General features: G+C 74.7%; 16 protein-coding genes. 7 read left to right on the forward strand and 9 right to left on the reverse strand.

Translation table 11 applies throughout. The annotated features are described in order from the left end of the window. Nucleotides 1-131: 131 nt before the first annotated feature. Nucleotides 132-1,364, reverse strand: coding sequence for an aminotransferase class V-fold PLP-dependent enzyme (locus AB0J76_RS45685; protein WP_352327504.1), 1,233 nt, complete (start codon nt 1,362-1,364; stop codon nt 132-134). Between AB0J76_RS45685 and AB0J76_RS45690 the strand changes: the two genes are divergently transcribed. Next, nucleotides 1,363-2,757, forward strand: a complete 1,395-nt coding sequence (locus AB0J76_RS45690) for a PLP-dependent aminotransferase family protein (RefSeq protein ID WP_352327505.1) — start codon at nt 1,363-1,365, stop codon at nt 2,755-2,757. The two genes, AB0J76_RS45685 and AB0J76_RS45690, sit on opposite strands and share 2 nt — an antisense overlap. A 10-nt stretch (nt 2,758-2,767) precedes the next feature. On the opposite strand, the gene AB0J76_RS45695 is transcribed toward AB0J76_RS45690, so the two are convergent. From AB0J76_RS45695 to AB0J76_RS45705, 3 genes are all read right to left on the reverse strand, one after another. Beyond that, the gene (locus AB0J76_RS45695) at nt 2,768-4,279 is read right to left on the reverse strand and encodes a serine/threonine-protein kinase (protein WP_352327506.1); all 1,512 of its coding nucleotides are present in this window, start codon (nt 4,277-4,279) and stop codon (nt 2,768-2,770) included. A 139-nt stretch (nt 4,280-4,418) separates the two neighbouring features. Further along, entirely contained in the window at nt 4,419-4,775 is a 357-nt protein-coding gene (locus AB0J76_RS45700) for a hypothetical protein (RefSeq protein WP_352366240.1), read from the reverse strand. Between the two features lies 1 nt (nt 4,776). Then, entirely contained in the window at nt 4,777-5,331 is a 555-nt protein-coding gene (locus AB0J76_RS45705; RefSeq protein WP_364393627.1) for a helix-turn-helix domain-containing protein, read from the reverse strand. Between the two features lie 6 nt (nt 5,332-5,337). Between AB0J76_RS45705 and AB0J76_RS45710 the strand changes: the two genes are divergently transcribed. Beyond that, nucleotides 5,338-6,225, forward strand: a complete 888-nt coding sequence (locus AB0J76_RS45710) for an endonuclease/exonuclease/phosphatase family protein (protein ID WP_352330483.1) — start codon at nt 5,338-5,340, stop codon at nt 6,223-6,225. On the opposite strand, the gene AB0J76_RS45715 is transcribed toward AB0J76_RS45710, so the two are convergent. Beyond that, nucleotides 6,222-6,683 carry a helix-turn-helix domain-containing protein gene (locus tag AB0J76_RS45715; protein ID WP_352330485.1) on the reverse strand — a complete coding sequence of 154 codons (462 nt, stop codon included), beginning with the start codon at nt 6,681-6,683 and terminating at the stop codon, nt 6,222-6,224. The genes AB0J76_RS45710 and AB0J76_RS45715 overlap by 4 nt on opposite strands. An 83-nt stretch (nt 6,684-6,766) precedes the next feature. On the opposite strand from AB0J76_RS45715, the gene AB0J76_RS45720 reads away from it, so the two are divergent. Then, nucleotides 6,767-7,963 (forward strand): MFS transporter, encoded by a 1,197-nt coding sequence (locus AB0J76_RS45720; RefSeq protein ID WP_352330487.1) that lies wholly within the window; start codon nt 6,767-6,769, stop codon nt 7,961-7,963. Nucleotides 7,964-7,967: 4 nt separating this feature from the next. On the opposite strand, the gene AB0J76_RS45725 is transcribed toward AB0J76_RS45720, so the two are convergent. After that, nucleotides 7,968-8,792: a nitroreductase/quinone reductase family protein gene (locus AB0J76_RS45725; protein WP_352330489.1), complete on the reverse strand. Its 825-nt coding sequence runs from the start codon at nt 8,790-8,792 to the stop codon at nt 7,968-7,970. 285 nt (nt 8,793-9,077) lie between these two features. Further along, nucleotides 9,078-9,491, reverse strand: a complete 414-nt coding sequence (locus AB0J76_RS45730; protein WP_364393633.1) for a VOC family protein — start codon at nt 9,489-9,491, stop codon at nt 9,078-9,080. Between the two features lie 280 nt (nt 9,492-9,771). On the opposite strand from AB0J76_RS45730, the gene AB0J76_RS45735 reads away from it, so the two are divergent. Next, nucleotides 9,772-11,157 (forward strand): MFS transporter, encoded by a 1,386-nt coding sequence (locus tag AB0J76_RS45735; protein ID WP_352330023.1) that lies wholly within the window; start codon nt 9,772-9,774, stop codon nt 11,155-11,157. A 17-nt stretch (nt 11,158-11,174) separates the two neighbouring features. Here AB0J76_RS45735 and AB0J76_RS45740 read toward each other — a convergent pair whose 3' ends face one another. Beyond that, complete coding sequence (locus tag AB0J76_RS45740; RefSeq protein ID WP_352330021.1) at nt 11,175-11,786, reverse strand: dihydrofolate reductase family protein; 612 nt, start codon at nt 11,784-11,786, stop codon at nt 11,175-11,177. A gap of 128 nt (nt 11,787-11,914) precedes the next feature. On the opposite strand from AB0J76_RS45740, the gene AB0J76_RS45745 reads away from it, so the two are divergent. Beyond that, the gene (locus AB0J76_RS45745; RefSeq protein WP_352330020.1) at nt 11,915-14,641 is read left to right on the forward strand and encodes a LuxR C-terminal-related transcriptional regulator; all 2,727 of its coding nucleotides are present in this window, start codon (nt 11,915-11,917) and stop codon (nt 14,639-14,641) included. Here the strand turns inward: AB0J76_RS45745 and AB0J76_RS45750 are convergent. Beyond that, the gene (locus AB0J76_RS45750; RefSeq protein WP_364393638.1) at nt 14,625-17,099 is read right to left on the reverse strand and encodes a tetratricopeptide repeat protein; all 2,475 of its coding nucleotides are present in this window, start codon (nt 17,097-17,099) and stop codon (nt 14,625-14,627) included. The genes AB0J76_RS45745 and AB0J76_RS45750 overlap by 17 nt on opposite strands. 178 nt (nt 17,100-17,277) lie before the next feature. On the opposite strand from AB0J76_RS45750, the gene AB0J76_RS45755 reads away from it, so the two are divergent. Then, a complete protein-coding gene (locus AB0J76_RS45755) occupies nt 17,278-17,733 on the forward strand; it encodes a carboxymuconolactone decarboxylase family protein (protein ID WP_352330112.1) in 456 nt (151 codons plus the stop codon). Nucleotides 17,734-17,793: 60 nt separating this feature from the next. After that, complete coding sequence (locus AB0J76_RS45760; RefSeq protein WP_352330113.1) at nt 17,794-18,258, forward strand: DUF1801 domain-containing protein; 465 nt, start codon at nt 17,794-17,796, stop codon at nt 18,256-18,258. Nucleotides 18,259-18,450: the final 192 nt, after the last annotated feature.

The following is an 18,450-nucleotide window of genomic DNA, read 5'->3' on the forward strand; positions in this document are numbered from 1 at the left end:
GGACCAGGCGATCTTCGATTGACGAACGGATTGTCACCCGCGTAATGCCGTACGTCTAGATCTTCTGGCGAAATTCGCCATAAGTTGGGACATGGCTGGAAGGAACCGCCGTCAGCCGCTCGCGGAACCCGTCACCGGGGCGCGGCGGCCAGTTCGGCGACCGCCGCGACGACCAGGTCCACCTCCTGCTCGGTGTTGTAGTAGTGCGGCGACAGGCGCAGGCACCAGTCGACGTCCTTGTCCCCGAAGTCGAACTGGGCGAAGTGCCGGAAGCTGAGCGCCGAGTTGACGCCGCGCGCGTCCAGCGCCGCCTTGAACGGCTCCGCCTGCCAGCCCTCGACGGCGACGGTGACCAGGGCGCCCAGCCGCCGTCCCCGGTCGAGCACGCGCACCCCGGGCAGCGCGGCGAGCCCGTCGCGCAGGCCGGCGGCCAGGGCCGGGGTGCGCCGGGCGACGGCGTCCACGCCCACCCGGCGGGCGTAGCGGGCGGCGGCCGCGCAGCCGAGCACCACGGAGTAGGGGAACTCCCAGTCCTCGAACCGGGCCGCCGTCGTGACCGGCTCGTAGCGGCCCGGCTCGGTCCAGCGCGCGCCGTGCATGTCGATGAACAGCGGCTCGTAGCCGGCGTCCAGGACGCGGTCGGCGACGTACAGGAAGCCGGAGCCGCGCGGGCCGCGCAGGAACTTGCGGCACGTGGCGGTGAGCAGGTCGCAGCCGATCTCCTCGACGTCGATCGGGTACTGGCCGACCGACTGGCAGGCGTCCACCAGGTAGAGCAGGTCCAGCTCGCGGCAGTGCCGGCCGATCTCGGCGACCGGCTGGACCAGGCCGGAGTTGGTGGGGATGTGGGTGGCGGCCACCAGGCGCGGGCGGTGCCGGCGCATCAGCGCGGCCATGGCGGGCACGTCCACGCCGCCCTCGGGCAGGTCGGGCGCGTGCACGACCCGTACGCCGAACCTCTTGGCCAGGGAGAGGAGGGCGATCTGGTTGGAGATGAAGTCGTTGCGGGTGGTCAGGACGACGTCCCCGGCCGCGAACGGGATCGCCGACAGCGCGGTGGAGAAGGCGTGGGTGGCGCTGCCGGCGAAGGCGATGTTGCGGGGAGCGCAGTTGATCAGGGCGGCGGTCTCGGCGTAGAACTCGGCGACCTGCGCCGCGCGGGCGGCGGCGGCCTCGTAGCCGCCGAGCTGCGCCTCCAGCCGCAGGTGGTCGACCATCGCGGCCAGCACCGGAGCGGGCAGCAGGCCGCACCCGGCGTTGTTGAAGTGCACGACCTCCGCCGCGCCCGGGGTGTCGGCGCGCAGGGCCGCGACGTCCAGAAGCGATTCTGCCGAAGCGCTGGAAGCGCTATCATCGATCCTCATGTCCGACAGTAGCAGTTCGGCCGAGCTGGCGACCAGGATGCGCACGATGATCGACCGGCTCGCCCCGGGCGACCGGCTGCCGAGCAGCAGGGAGCTGATCCGGCGCTACAAGGTCGGCCCCGCCACCGTGTCGCAGGCGATCGCCGCGCTGGCCGCCGAGGGCGTGGTGGTCACCCGTCCCGGCAGCGGCACCTACGTCGCGGCACCGGCGCGGCGGCGCGAGGCCGTCCCCGACACCGCGTGGCAGAGCGTCACCCTCGCCGACCGGGCCGTGGACACCCGCAGCCTCACCGGCGCGGTCGGCGCGCTCCCCGAGGGCACGATCCTGCTGGACGGCGGCTACCTGCACCGCTCGCTCCAGCCCACCCGCGCCCTGACCGCCGCGCTGGCCCGCGCGGCCCGCCGTCCCGACGCCTGGGACCGCGCCCCGGCCGCCGGCCTGGCCTCCCTGCGCGGCGTGTTCGCCACGATGGCGGGCGGCGGCGTGAGCGCCGAGGACGTCCTGGTCACGGCCGGCGGGCAGAGCGCCCTGTCCATGGCCTTCCGGGCGATCGCCGGGCCGGGCGACCCCGTCCTGGTGGAGTCGCCCACCTATCCCGGGGCGATCGCCGCCGCCCGCGCGGCCGGCCTGCGCCCGGTGCCGGTGCCGACGGACGCCGACGGCCTCAAGCCCGACCTGCTGGCCGACGCCTTCGCCCTGACCCGCGCCCGCCTGCTCTACTGCCAGCCGACCTACCACAACCCGACCGGGGCGGTGCTGGCCCCTGGCCGCCGGCGCCAGGTCCTCGACACGGCCCGCGCGGCCGGCGCCTTCGTGATCGAGGACGACTTCGCGCGCCACCTCGGCCACGGCGCGCCGGTGCCGCCGCCGCTGCTGGCCGACGACCGCGACGGCACGGTCGTGCACCTGACCTCCCTCACCAAACCGGCCGCGCCCAGCCTGCGCATCGGCGCCCTGACCGCCCGGGGGCCGGTCATGGAACGTCTGCGCGCCGTGCGGCTGGTCGACGACTTCTTCGTCAGCCGCCCGCTGCAGGAGGCGGCGCTCGACCTGCTCACCTCCCCCGCCTGGGAGCGGCACGTCCGGTCGCTGGGCGCGGCGCTGCGGGAGCGGTGCGCGACGCTGGCCGCCGCCGTCCTGGCCGAGCTGCCCGGCTGGACCCTCGACCGCGTGCCCGCCGGGGGCCTCCACCTGTGGGTGCGCCTGCCCGGCGGCGCCGACGACGCCGTGGTCGCCGACGCGGCCCGTCGCCGGGGCGTCGCCGTCAGCGCCGGGAACCGCTACTTCGCCACCGAGCTCCCGGCGGCCTGCCTGCGCCTCGGCTTCGCCGCGACCGCCGGGCACGCCGAGCTGGCCGGAGCCGTGCGGCGGCTGGCGGAGGCAAACCGGTAGCGCTTCTGGGTCAGCCCTGTGCCCAGGCGGTCGCCGACCAGGTGAGCGCGTGCGTGGCGGCGGACTTGCGGAGCAGCCTGAGGTGGACGACCTGGTGGTCCTCCGTGACGACGCACAGGCCCATCCCCGTCCGCATGCGGGCGAAGGCGAGCGAGGAGCCGAGCGGGTTCAGGTTCACCGCGTCCACGCAGGCGGCCGGGTCCGCGGGGCCGTCGAGCAGGGCCTCCTGGCCGGTGACGTCCCAGACGGTGAGCTTGGCGACCTGGTCGTCGTAGCAGTCGTAGACGAGGTCGCCGTTGCTGCCGACGGTGACCTTCGGGCCGGTGGGGGTCAGGTCGATGCCGTCCTGGAAGTGGGAGAAGTCGGTGCAGGGCGGGCCGCCGGGGAGGGTGAAGCGCACGTTCTCGTACTCCTTCTCGTACTCCGGCAGGGTCGGGGAGGGCACGGCGGCGGCGGTCCGGATGGGGGCTGTGGCCGGGATCGTGACGGTTACGGCGGGTGGCGGGGTCGTCGTGACGGGGGCCGGGTCGCCGGGACCGGCGAGCGCCAGGGCCGACGCGGCCAGGGCGACGGCGGCGCCCGTCCAGAGGGCGAGGGCCGTCCTGGCCCGGCGCGGGCGGGCGGGACGCGTCGGCGAGCCGCGCGGCGGCGCGTAGGTGTGCAGCGTGGACGCCACCGCCGCGGGCAGCCAGGGACCGGCCGCCGCACCCCCGGATCCCCCGGCGAGCGCGGCGACCTCCGCCGGGGCGGGCCGGTCGGCCGGGTCCCGGCTGAGGCAGCGGGCCAGCGGCCCGGCCAGGTCGGGCGGGCAGCCGCGCAGGTCGGGCTCCTCGTTGGCGATGCGGTGGAAGAGCACGTCCGCCGGGCCCTCGCCGAACGCGGGCCGTCCGGTCAGGGCGAAGACGGCGAGCTGGCCCAGCGCGAACACGTCCGTGGCCGGGGTCACCGGCAGGCCCCTGACCTGCTCGGGGGTCATGAACGCGGGGGTGCCGACGCGCATGCCCGTGTGGGTGAGGCAGGTGGCGTCCACGGCGCGGGCGATGCCGAAGTCGATCACCTTGGGCCGGTCCTCGGCCAGCAGCACGTTCGACGGCTTGAGGTCCCGGTGGACCAGCCCGGCCGCGTGGATGCCGATCAGCGCCTCGGCGACCCCCGCGATCAGCCTCCGGACGGTGTCCGGCGGCAGCGGACCGTGCTCGGCCACGGCCTGGTGCAGGGAGGGCCCGCAGATGTAGGCCGTGGCCAGCCAGGGAACGGCCGCGTCGGGGTCGGCGTCCACCACGGGGGCGGTGAAGGCGCCCTGCACCCGCTGGGCCGCCTGCACCTCCTGGCGGAACCGGCGGCGGAACTCCGGGTCGGCGGCGTACTCGGGCTTGACGACCTTCAGGGCCAGGAGGCGGCCGCCCGGCGAGACGGACAGGTAGACCCGGCCCATCCCGCCCTCCCCCAGCCGGGCGCGCAGCGGGTAACCGGCCACCGACGTGGGGTCGTCCGGGGTGAGGGGAGGGAACTTCGTCGCCATCGGGGACTCCAGGGCCGGTACGGGGGTCGTCCGCGTGGACGCGGGACGGCCGGCGTCGCACGGGCTCATTGTCGGCCCGTCGAGGCGTACGGCGCCTGTCCTGTATTCGTCCCACACCGGCCTGTGGTGCGGGCGCGCGTCAGCGGACGGCGATGGCCTCCTCGACGAGCGCCACGGCGGCGCGCGGGTCGGCGACCTCGATCACGAGCCGGGCGTACCGCTCGTCGGCCAGCTCGATGACCACGGCCTTGGCGGCGTCGTGCACGTCCCAGAAGACCTTCTCGCCGTTGAGGTGGAACGTTCCGGCCGTGATGACGCCGGGCAGGTGGGCGCCGGGCGCGCGCACCCCCTTGGGGTCGCCGACGATCCCCGGGTCGGCGGTGGCGCCGCGCACGTTGGCCAGCGGGATGACCAGCCGGCTCTTCAGCGCCCACAGTTTGTCCAGGCCCTCGATCTCCACGACCAGCGCCTGTCCGTCAATGCTGATCCTCGCCATGTCATGCTCCTTGGTGGTGGTGGTCGAGCCGGCGGGCCAGAGCGGCGCCGGCCCGGTCGATGTCGGTGTTCGCGGTGCCCGCCCTGGCCCGCATCCGCAGGCCCAGGAGGGCCGCGGTGAGCGCGAAGGCCAGGTCGTCCTCGGCGCCCTCGCTCCCGGACGCCGCCCCGGCGGCCCGGTCGAACGCGGCCAGCACGGCGGCGAGCCGGTCGGCGACCTCGCGGTCGACCGGGGCGCGCTCGACCGCGGCCAGCAGCAGCAGGTTGAGGCCCACCTCGGCGGCGGGCTCGGCGGCGGCCACGCGCAACGCCTCGGCCAGGTCGCCGGCGGCGGCGATCCGGTCGATCAGCGGGTTGACGTCGTGCTCCAGGGACCAGCTCAGCGCGGCCTGGTAGAGACCGCGCTTGCTGCCGAAGGTCTTGTACAGGCTGTTGCGGTGGACGCCGAGGTGGGTCACCAGCTCGTCCATGGAGATGCCGTCGTAGGACCGGGTCGAGAACAGCTCCGCCGCCGCCCGTACCACGGTGGCCTCGTCGAATCCTCTTGGTCGTCCCATGCCTCGATGGTAGACAATAAAGGAACGATCAGTCAAGAACGTTCATTCCTAAACTCTGGACGGTTCAGGTGGGTGGGTTGGTCTAGGTTTGGGCGGGTGCGGATTGTTTCGGTGAACGCTTGGGGCGGGGCCATGTTCGACGAGCTGGCGCCCTGGGTGGAGAGTTGCGGCGCGGACGTGCTGTGCCTGCAGGAGGTGCCGCGCACGCCCGGTCTGCGCGGCTGGACCAGGTTCGACGACGCCGAGCGGTCCCTGCCGCAGCGGGCCGACCTGCTGGCCGACGTCGGCTCGCGCCTCCCCCGCCACCAGCCGCTGTTCGCCGTCAGCGACTCCGGCCCGGTCCAGGACGAGGAGGGCGGCGCGCACCGGCAGGATTTCGGGGTCGCCACGTTCGTCGCCGAGACGCTGCCCGTCGTCGGCCTACGGTCCGCGTTCGTGCACGGCGGCTACGCCGAGCACCACGACGGGTGGCCGGCCGGCGACCGGCCGCGCGCCGCCCTGGCCGTACGCGTCTTCGACCGCCCGGCACGGCGGTTCGTCACCGTCGTGAACCTCCACGGCCTGCGGGACGCGGGGGGCAAGGCCGACACCCCGGCCCGCCGCGCCCAGGCCGAACGGCTCGCCGCCCTGGTCGCCGGCGCGCGCGAGGACGGCGACCTGACCGTGGTGTGCGGCGACCTCAACCTCCTGCCCGGCAGCGAGACGTTCCGGATCCTGGCCGGGCTGGGGCTGCGCGACCTGGTCGGCGACGCCGACACCAGGACCTCCCGCTACCGCAAACCGGTGCGGCACGCGAGCTACCTGCTCGTCTCCGACCCCGCCGCCGTCAAGGAGTTCGAGGTGGCGGCCGCCCCCGAGGTCTCCGACCACCGCGCCCTGATCCTCGACCTCTAGCCGGACGCGGCGGTCTTCCGGACGCGGGAGGTCTCGGCGGACAGGGGCGTGCCGTCCTGGCCGAGCGGGTGCAGCCGGGGCAGCTCCCGACCCTGGCCGTCGACCAGCACCGAGTGCGGCTCGTCCGGGGCGAAGGCGTGGCGTTCGCCCCATTGGCGCAGGGCGACGACGGCCGTGAAGAGGTCCTGCCCGGCCCCGGTGAGCCGGTAGGCGTGCCGCCTGCCGTCCCCGGCGGCCCTCCTGTCGAGGATGCCGTGCTCGACCAGCTTGCGGAGCCGGTCGGTGAGGATGTTGCGGGCGATCCCCAGCCGCTGGTGGAAGTCGGTGAAGGTGGTGGCGCCGTCCATCGCGTCCCGGACGATCAGCAGGCTCCACCGGTCGCCGACCAGGTCGACGGCGCGCGCGACCGGGCAGGCCGGGTCGGTCCAGGCGCTTCCCGCAGCGAGTGTGACGTCCACCGGCCCCTCCAATCAGTTGCAATTCGAAACCATTATGCCCTAGCCTCCGATCGGTTGCATATTGAAACTGATTGAGGAGTGACATGTCGCCAGGACTGACCGGAAGGCAGCGGATCGTGCTCGCCCTGGTGTGCGCGGTGGCCGTGTCGCCCGTCTACGGCATCCAGCCGGTCCTCCAGGCCGCGGGCCGGGACCTCGGGCTGGCGGACGGATCACTGGGCTCCCTGGTCGCCGCCGGCCAGATCGGCTACCTGGCCGGGCTGGTGCTGCTCGTCCCGCTCGGCGACCTGTTCGACCGGCGCCGGCTCATCACGGCCCACCTGCTGCTGACGGCGGTGGGCGCCGGGGTGGCCGCCGTCGCGCCGGGCGGCGGCCTGGCGCTCGCGGGCCTGGCCCTGGCCGGGCTGTTCGCCGTGGTCGTCCAGGTCACGGTGGCCTACGTCGCCGCCGTCTCGCCGCCCGGCGAGCGCGGCCGCAACATCGGCACGGTCACCTCGGGCGTGGTGGCCGGGATCCTCGGGGTCCGGATGGTCGCGGGCCTGCTGGGCGAGCTGGCCGACTGGCGGGCGGTCTACCTGGTCATCGCCGCGTCGTGCGTGCTGCTCGCGCTCGCCGCCCGCCTCGTCCTCGACGCCGACGTCCGGCGCCCCCGGGGCTCGTACGGCCGGTCGCTGTCGTCGCTGGGCCGGCTGGTGGCCGGCGACCGGCTCCTGCTCAGCCGGGGGCTGATCGCGTTCTTCCTGTTCGCCTCCTTCGGCACGTTGTGGAGCGGGCTGGCGCTGCCGCTCGGCGCCGCGCCGTGGCACCTCGGCACCACCGGGATCGGGCTGTTCGGGCTCGCCGGGCTCACCGGCGCGCTGGGCGCGGCCCGGGCCGGCCGATGGGCCGACCGGGGCCTGGCGTCCTCGGTCACCGGCTGGTCGCTGGCGCTGCTGGCCGGCTCGTGGCTGCTGACCGCACAGGCGGGGTGGTCGTTGTGGCTGCTGATCGCCGGCGTCGTCGTGCTCGACTTCGCCGTGCAGGCCGTGCACGTCAGCAGCCAGCACCTGCTCACCACCGCGCGTCCCGACCGGAGCAGCGGGGTCATCGGCGCGTACATGGCCTGCTACTCCCTCGGCTCCGCGCTCGGCGCGATCACCACCACCTGGGCCTACAGCCTCGCGGGATGGCCGGCCGCCTGCCTGCTCGGCGCGGCCTACGCCGCGCTCGGGCTCGTCGTCGCCGTCTCGACCCGGCGGCTCGGCGCCGCGCCGGCGGCACGCGCGTCCGCCTCGGCCTGAACGGTCAGGGAAGGTCGAGGATCGGCACGAGCTGCTCCTCCTCGTACGCCAGATGCGCTTCGAGCTCGTCGGTCAGCCGCTCGATCTCCGCGCGCACCCGTGCCGGGTCGTCACCCGACAGGGCTTCCTTCAACTCCGCCACCAGCACGCTCACGCGCTCGTGCTCCACGGCCAGCCGCTCGATCACGGGGGCGAGCGCGGGATGCCGCTCGGCCAGCGCCGGGAACATCATCGTGTCCTCGCCGGTGTGATGGTGGTGCAGCCCCTGGCACATGGTCAGGCAGTTGACGCGCAGCTGCACGCCCAGGCCGGGGCGTCCGGTGCCGGCCAGCTCCTTGCGGATCAGCGCGAGCTCGCGGCGGAAGCCGTCGTGCACCAGCTTGAGGTACGCCCCGCCGGAGGGCGCGGTCGACCGGGGCGGCCCCGGCACCACCTTCAGCGCGACGACGGGGATGATCCGGGTCGTCTTGGCCTGGTAGTCGGCCCAGCCGGGGTCGCTCTCCACGGCGCGGGCGAAGGCGGCGTCCCGTTCGGCCCCCTCCAGGACCTCCGCCTCGACGTCGAAGACGAAGACGCCGCTCTCGACGGTGGCACGCGGCTCGGCGCGCAGGTTGTGGTACCAGGCGGGGTTTCTCGGCGCCCCGCCGGCGGAGGCGATGACCAGCATGCGCTCGCCGCCGTCCGGCAGGTAGCCGAGGGGGGTCGTGTGCGGCTTGCCCGAACGGGCGCCGGTCGTGGTGAGCAGGAGCAGTCTCGCTCCCTCGAAATAGCCGCCGACCTGGCCGTTGTTGGCGCGGAACTCGTCGATGACCTGCTTGTTGAAATCCACTCTTCTCCATGGGTGATGGTCTCTGCTCTGACGTGCTGAGGAGGAGAAGAGGAAGCGGCGGGCCGCGCGCCCGCCGGGCGGTCACGCCAGGGCCGGGCTGCTCTCTGGTGCGTGGCCCAAGGCCGACCCGGCAGTCACGGGCGTGACGCTACTTCATCAAGATACTTTTCGCAAAGCCGACAGGACGTCCACGTTCCTCCGCGGCCGGTGCGCGGTGGTCCGGCGTCGGCACGATCATGTGCCGGCGCCGGACCTCACCACCTCCCGTGGAGGCGCCCGCCGCGGCTACTCGGCGTAGGGCTGGTCCTCGCCCTGCTCGCTGTAGCCCAGGCTCCAGACGTAGCCGTCGGGGTCGGCGAAGGTGCCGCCGTACCCGCCCCACGGCAGGGCGCCGGCGGGCTTGAGTATCGTGGCGCCGGCCTTCTCGGCCTCCTCCATGATCTCGTCCACCCGAGCCTCGCTGCGGACGACGTACGTGAGCACGACCCCGCTGAACCCGCTGCCCTCCGGGCTCAGCCCGACCTGGTCGGCCAGGCCCTCGCGACCGTAGAAGCCGACGGGCGAGGCGCCGTCGGACTCGAAGAACACCGAGATGCCGTAGTCGTTCTGGATCTTCCAGCCCAGGCCCTCCGTGTAGAACCGCTTGGCCGCCTCCATGTCGCGGACGGCGAGGAGGATAGAGCTGACGTGCGCTTTCATGCCGTGTCTCCTTGGTGCTTCAAACGTTCTCCGACGATGAGAGCCACGCTACGGAGCCCGCCCGGCCGGGCGCTTCTCGAATCCTGACCGGTTGGACCGGCCTTGGGAAAGGCACGGCGGGAGCCGGACTTCTGTCATCGCCCACCGGTCACTGCGGCGTCTACGCCGGCTCCGAGAGGCCCCTTCTCATTGCCGCGTGCCGGTGATTTGACGAGCGTCCCACAACTGTACGAGGATCCCGAACTGTACGTTATTTCCGGACAATCGTATGAAGGTGGACATGAGACGCCGACCCGGCCTGATCCTCGCCCTGCTGGCCCTTTCCCAGCTCATCACCTCCCTCGACTTCAACATCGTCTTCGTCGCGCTGCCCAGGATCGGCGCCGACCTGGACTTCTCCCCGCAGACCCTGCAGTGGGTGGCCAGCGCCTACGCCGTCGCGTACGGCGGCTTCCTGCTGCTCGGCGGCCGGGCGGCCGACCTGCTCGGACACCGCCGGATGTTCGTGGGCGCGCTGGCGCTGTTCGCGCTCGCCTCCCTGGCCGGCGGCCTGGCGCAGAGCCCCGGGACACTGGTCGCCGCGCGGGCCGCGCAGGGGCTGGGCGGCGCGCTGCTGTTCCCGGCCACCTTGGCGCTGGTCAACACCGGTTTCGCCGAGGGGACGGCGCGCAACAGGGCGCTGGCGGTGTGGAGCGGCGCCGGAGCCAGCGGGCTGGCGCTCGGGTCCCTGCTCGGCGGCCTGCTCACCGGCGCCTGGGGCTGGGAGGCGGTCTTCTACGTCAACGTGCCGCTCACCGTCGTCGCGATCGCCGGAGCCTGGCTGCTGCTGCCCGCCGACGGGGCCGGCGCGCGGGGCCGCCGGTTCGACGTCCCGGGCGCGGTGCTGGCCACCGGCGGCGTCAGCCTGCTCGCCTACGCGCTCATCCAGGGCCCCGAGTCCGGGTGGAGCTCACCGCTGATCACCGGCGGGTTCGTGCTGGCCGCGGTGCTGCTGGCCGCCTTCGTCGCGGTCGAGAAGGCGGGCGCCGACCCGCTCATGCCGCTGCGGCTGTTCGGCAACCGCAGCCTCAGCTCGGCCGTCGCGGTCATCCTGGTCTTCGGCGCCACGTTCAACGCGCTGCCGTACTTCCTGACCGTCTACTTCCAGACCGTGCTCGGGTACGGCGCCGTGGCGACCGGGCTGGCGTTCCTGGTGCCGTCCCTGCTGATCGCGCTGGGCACCCAGCTCGGCGGGCGGCTGGCCGGGCGGATCGGGATGCGGGTGACGCTGCTCCTCGGAACCGTCGGCGGGGCGGCGGGCACCGCGCTGCTGGCGATGGGGATCAGCGCCGACGGCTCGTACTGGGGTGTGCTGCCCGGCATCGTCGTGGCGGGCGTCAGCCAGGGCCTCACCTGGACCGGGATGTGGATCGCCTCGGCCACCGGCGTGGCGGCGGGCGAGCAGGGGATCGCCTCCGGCATGGCCTCCACCGCGCTCCAGGTCGGCGCGGCGCTCGGGCTCGCGGTGCTGGTCGCGGCCGGCGGCGTGGGCGAGGCCACCGGGCCCGCGCTCGCCTCGGGGATGCGCACGGCGGTGCTCGTCGCGGCCGCGGGCATGCTGCTCGGGACGGTCGTCGCCCTCACCTTCGCCCGCCACCGCGCCACCGCCGCCCCGCTCCCCGCCTGACCTGGGAAGGTGGCCCTTCAGTCCTGGCGCAGGCGGTCGTAGAGCAGGCAGATCGCGCCCGAGCCGGTGGTCGTCAGGTCGGTCAGCGACCAGTGCGTGGCGGGCAGGCCGTCCTCGAACAGCCGGGCGCCGCCGCCGGCCACCTCCGGGCAGAGCGTGATGCTGAGCCGGTCCAGCGCGTCCGCCTCCAGCAGGGCCTTGATGACGCTGCCGCTGGCCAGGACGACGACGTCCCCGCCGGCCTGCTTCCTGAGCCGCTCGACCTCCTCGGCGGGGCCGGCCGCGGCCAGGCGGGAGTTCTGCCACGGCGCGTCCGTCAGGGTCGAGGAGAAGACGATCTTCTCGGTGTCGTCGAGCCACTGGGCGAAGGCCCGGTCGCGGGGGTCGGCGCCCTCGTCCTTCGCGACCGCCGGCCAGAAGGAGCCGAAGCCCTCGTAGTTCCTGCGGCCGAGCAGGACGGTGGTGGCGGCGCCGGTCACCCGGATCATGTGGTCGCGGGCGCCGTCGCTGAGCGCGTGCGGGACGATCCAGCTCATGTCATACTCGCCGCCCGGGCCGTTGACCCGGCCGTCGAGGGAGAGCGAGATGTTGCCGACGATCCTGCGACCCTGGAAGCCGTTCTGCGTCATGTCCGTGTCTCCTGGTGAGGTGCTTGTTCCGATGGGCTCAAGTCTTCCGTCCTGGCGGGCCGGGAACATCGGCCACCTGGCAGAGATGCCGCCGAACCCCTGGCCTATTTGCTGGCATACTTCGGGCGATGTCTGATGTCCGTCATGTTCCGGCAGAGTTGTCGTCGTTCGTGGGCCGGGCCGAGGAACTGGCGGCGGCCGGCGAGGCGGTGGCGGCCGGGCGGGTCCTGACCCTGACCGGGCCCGGCGGGTGCGGCAAGACCCGGCTGGCGATGCGCCTGTGCCGGGCGGCCGCCGGGGCGTGGCCGGACGGCGTGTTCTGGGTCGGCCTGGAGCAGGAGACCGACGGCGGCCAGGTCGGCCGCCGGATGGCCGCCGCGCTGGACGTCCCGCTGCCCGCCGACCGCGACCCGGTGCCGGTGCTGGCCGCCGCGCTGCGCGAGCGCGAGCTACTCGTCGTGGTCGACAACTGCGAGCACGTGCTGGACGACGCGGCCGGCGTCGTCGCGGCCGTCCTGGCCGAGTGCCCGCGGGTGGCGGTGGTCGCCACCAGCCGGTCCAGGCTCGGCGTGCCCGGCGAGCGGGTGTGGCCGGTGCCGCCGATGAGGCTGGCCGACGCGCTGGAGCTGTTCCTCGAACGCGTCCGCGCCGGCGCCCCTGACGCGGCCGCCCCCGCCGCGGCCAGGGCTGCCGAGTCGCAGGCCAGACGGATCTGTGACCGGCTCGACCGGCTGCCGCTCGCGCTGGAGCTGGCGGCCGGCTGGGCGGGCGCGTTGTCGCTGGCCCAGATCGCCGACTCCCTGAGCGCCCCCTACACCCTCCTGGACGGCGGCGCCCGCACCACCCCCTTCCGCCAGCGCACCCTGCAGGCGTCGATGAGCTGGAGCCACGACCTGCTGGACGACGACGAGCGGGTGCTGTTCCGGCGCGCCGGGGTGTTCGAGCCGGGCTTCACCGCCGACGCCGTCACCCGCCTGGCCGAGCTCGGCGGGCCGAGCGACGGACGCCTGCTCAGGGCGCTGCGGGGGCTGATCGACAAGTCGCTGGTCGTGGCCGACACCACCGGCCCGGTGGCCCGCTACCGGATGCTCGGGGTGGTGCGGGCGTACGCGCTGGACCGCCTGGCCGCGGCGCGGGAGGAGACCGCCGCGCGCGATCTGCACCTGGACGTCCACGCGTCGTTGCCGGCGGAGCTGGCGCCGCTGCTGGAGACCGACAAGGACGCCTGGCGCGCGCGGCTGTGCGCCGCCTACCCCAACGTGCGGGCCGCGATCGAGTGGGGGTTGTCCCGTCCGGACCCGGCGCTGGGGCGGCGCCTGGCCGCGGACTGCGCGTGGTTGTGGCACCTGGAAGGGCGCGGCGCCGAGGGGGCCGCGCTGCTGCGCCGGGCCGCGGCGCTCGGCGCGGACGAGCGCAGCCCGCTCCAGGCCCGGGTCCTGGCGGCGCTGGCGCTCGTGCTCAACACCGCCGAGCCGGGGATCGAGGCGTTCGAGGTGGCGCGGGCGGCGCGGGAGCTGGCCGAGGCGACCGGCGCCCCGGAGGCCGCCCGGCCGGCCGGGCCGCTGATCGCGCTCGGCCTGCTGGCGACGGGCCTGCCCGAGGCGCTGGCCGAGGCCCGCGCGGTGCGGGAGGAGGCCGTCCGGGCCGGGGACGGGTTCGTCGCCGACAGCGCCGAGGCGATCATCGGCCTGGTGCACGTGCTCGGCGACGACTACCGGCCGGCGATCGAGTGCTTCGAACGGGCCGTGGAGCGGCTGGTCGCGCGCGGCGACCGCGGCGTGGCCTCCTTCGCGCTGGGCTGGTGGGCGCTGGCCGCCGCCCGATCGGGCGCGCTGAAGCGGGCCGCGGAGCTGGCCGGACGGGCCGTCGCGACCGCGGAACCGCTGCGTGACCTGCACTGGACCGGCTCGGCCCGGGTCGTCCTGGCGGAGATCCGCATCCTGCAGGGCCGCCTGGACGAGGCCGCCGCCGCCCTGGAGCCCGTGGACCGGCTGATCGACGGGCTCGGGCGGCTGCCGTTCATCACCGGGTGGGAGCGTTGCAAGGCGATGCTCGCGCTCGGGCACGACCGCCCGCGCGAGGCGGTGGAGTGGTGCTGGCGGGAGGGCCGCTGGCAGGAGGAGCCGGACGCCGCCTGGCTGGCGCCCGACACCCAGCTCGTGCTGGCGGCGGCGCTGCGCCGGTCGGACGCGGAGGCGGCGGCGGCGCGGCTGCTGGACGCCCTGTCGCGGTCACCGGTCACCGGCCGGATGCCGCGCGTGCGCGCCGGGGTGCTGGACGAGCTGGCGCTGCTGTCCCACGACAGCGACCCCGAACGCGCGCTGCGACTGCATCACGAGGCGCTGCGCATCCACGCCGACCACGGCCTCGTGCTCGGCTTGGTGGCCGGCCTGGAGTCGCTGGCGCTGCTCGACCTGCGGCGCGGCGCCGTCAAGACGGCCGGGGTGCTGGCCGGGGCCGCCGCGCGGGCCCGCGCCGAACTCGGGGCCGCGCCCCGCCCCCTCCCGGCCGCCGACGGCGAGGAGGGCCGCGAACTGCGCGCGGCCGTCGAGCGGGGACGCGCGATGGACCTGGACGCGGCGGTCGCGCACGCCACCCGCGCGCGGGGGCCGCGCCGCCGGCCCGAGTCCGGCTGGGAGAGCCTGACCCCGGCCGAGCGGTCGGTGGCCGGGCTGGCCGCCGAAGGGCTGTCCAACCCCGAGATCGCCGCCCGGCTGTTCGTCAGCCGGGGCACGGTCAAGACCCACCTGGCGCACGTCTACGCCAAGCTCCAGGTCGCCAACCGCACCGAGCTGGCCCGCGCGAGCGCCGCCCGGCCCGCCGGCGAGGGGGACGAGGTCAGGCGTCGGGGTTGAGTTCGCGGCGGATGGCCTGGCTCGCCGCGCGGTGCTCGGCCGCCGCGGCCGGGTCTCTCTCGTCGAGCACGGCCGCGATGCCCTCGTGGGCCAGGGCCTCCTTGTGCCGCGCGCCCACCCTGGGCGCCAGGTCGAGGGCCTGGCGGTGCAGGCGCAGCGCCTCCTCCGGCAGGCCGGCCAGGCGGCAGGTCTCGGCGTAGCCGTAGAGGAAATGCACCTTCCAGTGCTCCTCGAACAGCTCGTCCAGGAGGGCGAACGCCTGCCGGTGGCTCTCCAGCGCCTCCTCGTGGCGGCCCATCTGGCGCAGCGCGACGCCCAGGCAGTTGAGGCACCACGCCTCGTTGTGCTTGTGGCCGTCCTCGCGGGCCAGCTCCAGGGCCTGGCTGAGGTGCTGCGCGGCCTCGCCGGGCTCCTCGTGGACGATCGCCATGCCGAGGGTGATCCGGGCGGTCAGCGTGGCCGGCCAGCCGGGCTCGCCGTGCGTCTGCGCCAGCACGTCGCGGGCCAGCCGGGCCGCCTCCTCCCGGCGTCCCAGTTGCAGCATCGCCCACGCCTCGTCGGCGCCGGCGTGGGCCACGCCCGTCGGGCAGCCGGCGTCGGCGTACAGCCGGGCCGCCTGCCGGAAGAGGTCGAGCGGCTCCTCGACGTGGCCCTCGTCCCAGCTCAGGTAGCCGCGGCGCATCATCAGGTCCGCCGCGGAGCGGGCGTCGCCGGTCTGGGACACCAGCGGGGCCGCCGCCTCGTACGCGGCCCCGGCCTCGGCCATGCGGCCCGCGTTGTAGCGGGCGAAGCCCAGGTCGCTGTGCGCCTCGGCGAGCTGCCACGGGTCGCCCAGGCGTTCGGCCGCCGCCAGCGAGCGTTCGAAGAGCACGTTGAGGTGGGTGGTGCCGCAGCGCCGGGCGAAGAACGCGCGCATGAAGCGGGGCAGCTCGCACGCGTGCGCGTCGGCGCCGGTGGCGACCGCCACCTCGAAGGCGCCCATGAGGTTGGTGTACTCCGTGACGAACCAGCCCAGCGCCGCGTGCTTGCCGCCGAACGCCGGCAGCGCGGCCGGCGGGCTGCCCGCCGACGCGGCCCGGCTGCCCGACTCGTACGGCATCGCGGCGTCGGCGGCGGCCGCCGCGTGCACGTAGTAGTCGAGCACCCGGCCCAGCGCCTGCTCCCGCTCGGCCGCCGAGTCCTGCTCCTCGGCGGCCCGGCGCGCGTGCTGGTGGACGAGGTCGTGCAGCGTGTACCGGCCGGGCGCGGGCTGCTGGACGAGGTGGGCGTCGAGCAGGTCCTCCAGCATCGTGCGCGCGTCGCGCAGCGGCACGCCGGCCAGGGCGGCGGCCACGTAGTCGTCGAAGGAGGACCCGGACAGCAGGCCGAGCAGCCGGAACAGGCGGCGCTGGGCCCGGTCGAGCTGCCGTACGGACATGGCGAAGGCGGTGTCGAACTCGCTCGGCCCCTCGGCCATGCGCTCGACCAGGATGCCGACGGTCCAGCCGGGCCGGTGGCGCAGCCGGGCCCCGGCCAGCCGCAGGGCCAGCGGCAGGTGGCCGCACAGCCGCAGCACCTCGGCCGCCGCCTCCGGATCCTGGGCCAGCCGCCCGTCGGGGCCGCTGGGGTCGCCGCTGGCGCGGGCCAGCAGCTCGGCGCTCTCCTGCGGGGTGAGCACGTCCAGCGAGACGGGCGGCACCTCCTCCAGGCCCAGCAGCCGGTTGCGGCTGGTGATCAGGGCGACGGACTCGCCCGCGCCGGGCAGCAGCATGCGGACCTGGTCGGCGCCGGCGGCGTTGTCGAGGACCACGACGGCCCGCCGTCCGGCCAGCTCGGCCCGCCAGCAGGCGGCCAGCGGCTCGATGCCGCCCTCCTGCGGGATCTTCTCCGAGGGCACGTCGAGCGCGGCCAGCAGCGACCGCAGCGCGGGGTCGGGGTCGAGCGGTTCCCGCCCGTCGGTGAAGCCGTGCAGGTCCAGGTAGAGCTGGGCGTCGGGGTAGTCGGCGGCGAGCCGGTGCGCGGCGTGCACGGCCAGGCACGTCTTGCCGACGCCCGCCATGCCGTCCACGGCGACCACCCGGCTCTGCGCGACCGCGGCGAGCACGGCGTCGAGATGGGCCGCGCGCCCGGTGAAGTCCGGCACGTCGCGCGGCAGGTCGTTGCGCGGCGGACGGGGAGCGCCGGCGGGCGCCGAGGGCGGCTGGACCTGGCGGCTCGCCTTGGGCGGCGCCGGAAGGGGGTTGGCCGCCCGGTCCCACAGCGGGCGCAGCGGGCGCGGGTCGCGCTTGACCAGGCGGCACAGCTCGATCACCGCGGCCCATGGCGGCACCGACTGGCCGCTGAGGTAGCGGGACAACGACGACGAGCTGAGGCCCGTCTCGCGGGCGAGCGCCCGTACGCCGTGCCCGGAGAGCTCCTGGAGCAGGCGTAGCCGGGTGGCCAGCTCGTCCTGGGGGTCCGCCGTCTGCTGTCGAGTCACGCGTCCTGCCTCTCTGTCCCGTCGCGAAAGAAACTTACCGGGACGAATCGCCGCAGGCCAACGGCGCTCCGGCTGTCCCACGGTGTCCCACGGGCATCGTCGCGGCGGGCCGGCTGCGCTGAGATTAGGTCACGCCCCGGGGGACGGGGCGCCGACCAGGGAAAAGGGAGAAACCACCATGCAGTCCCGGATGAAGAACCCGGCCTTCGTTCTGCCCGGCGCGATGCAGTCGATCCAGGAGCTGTTCAAGGCGGTGCACTCCGGCGGCGTGGACGCCGGCACGCTGGAGCTGGTGCACCTGCGGATCAGTCAGATCAACGGGTGCAGCGCCTGCGTGGACGCCGGCGTCAAGGGCGGCCGCAAGGCCGGGGTGAGCGAGGAGCGGCTGGCCACGGTCGCCGCCTGGCGGGAGGCCCCGTACTTCACCGAGGAGGAGCGGGCGGCGCTGGAGCTGGCCGAGGCCGCCACCCGCCTGGCCGACCGGCCCGACGCGGTCAGCGACGAGATCTGGGACCGGGCCGCCACCTACTACGACGAGAAGCAGCTCGCCGCGATCGTGCTGATGATCGGCGTGACGAACCTGTTCAACCGGCTCAACGCCACCACCCGGCAGATCGCCGGCGCGTGGGGCTGAGCGGCACCACCCAGAAAACGGTCAGTACTAGCATTCACCCCACACAGAAGGAGATTCACCATGAGCACCACCAAGAACACCGCCGGGTCCGACAAGGGTTTCGAGGGCTTCACCGAGGACGAGCGCGCGGCGATGAAGGCGCACGCCAGCGAGCTGAAGAAGGCCGCGCGGCGCGGCGGGAAGGCGTCGGCCGCCGACGGCGAGCGCGACGTGCTGGAGAAGATCGCCGAGATGGCCGAGGACGACCGGGTGCTGGCCGAGGCGGTGCACGCCATCATCAGGGCCGCCGCGCCCGACCTGACGCCGAAGACCTGGTACGGCATGCCGGCCTACGCCAAGAACGGCAGCGTCGTGTGCTTCTTCAAGCCCGCGGCCAAGTTCAAGTCCCGCTTCGCCACCCTCGACTTCAACGACGGGGCGACCCTGGAGGACGGCGCCATGTGGCCGAGCGCCTTCGCGCTGAAGGAGCTGACCCCCGACACCGAGGCGCGCATCGCCGCCCTCGTGCAGCGCGCCGCGGGCTGAGCCCCCGCCGGACCCCTGCGGTCCTGCTCCACCGCGGCGCGCCGGACCCTGCACCGGCCCGGCGCGCCGCAGTGGAGCAGGGGACCGTCAGACCTCGTCCACGCTGCTCGGCTCACGCCGGGACAGATCGATACCGAGTTCCTCCGCCGCGCGGAAGACGTCCTCGTCGGTGTCGCGCATCTCGATGGACAT

It is taken from the genome of Nonomuraea sp. NPDC049624 (genome assembly GCF_040675255.1).
Lineage (GTDB): Bacteria > Actinomycetota > Actinomycetes > Streptosporangiales > Streptosporangiaceae > Nonomuraea.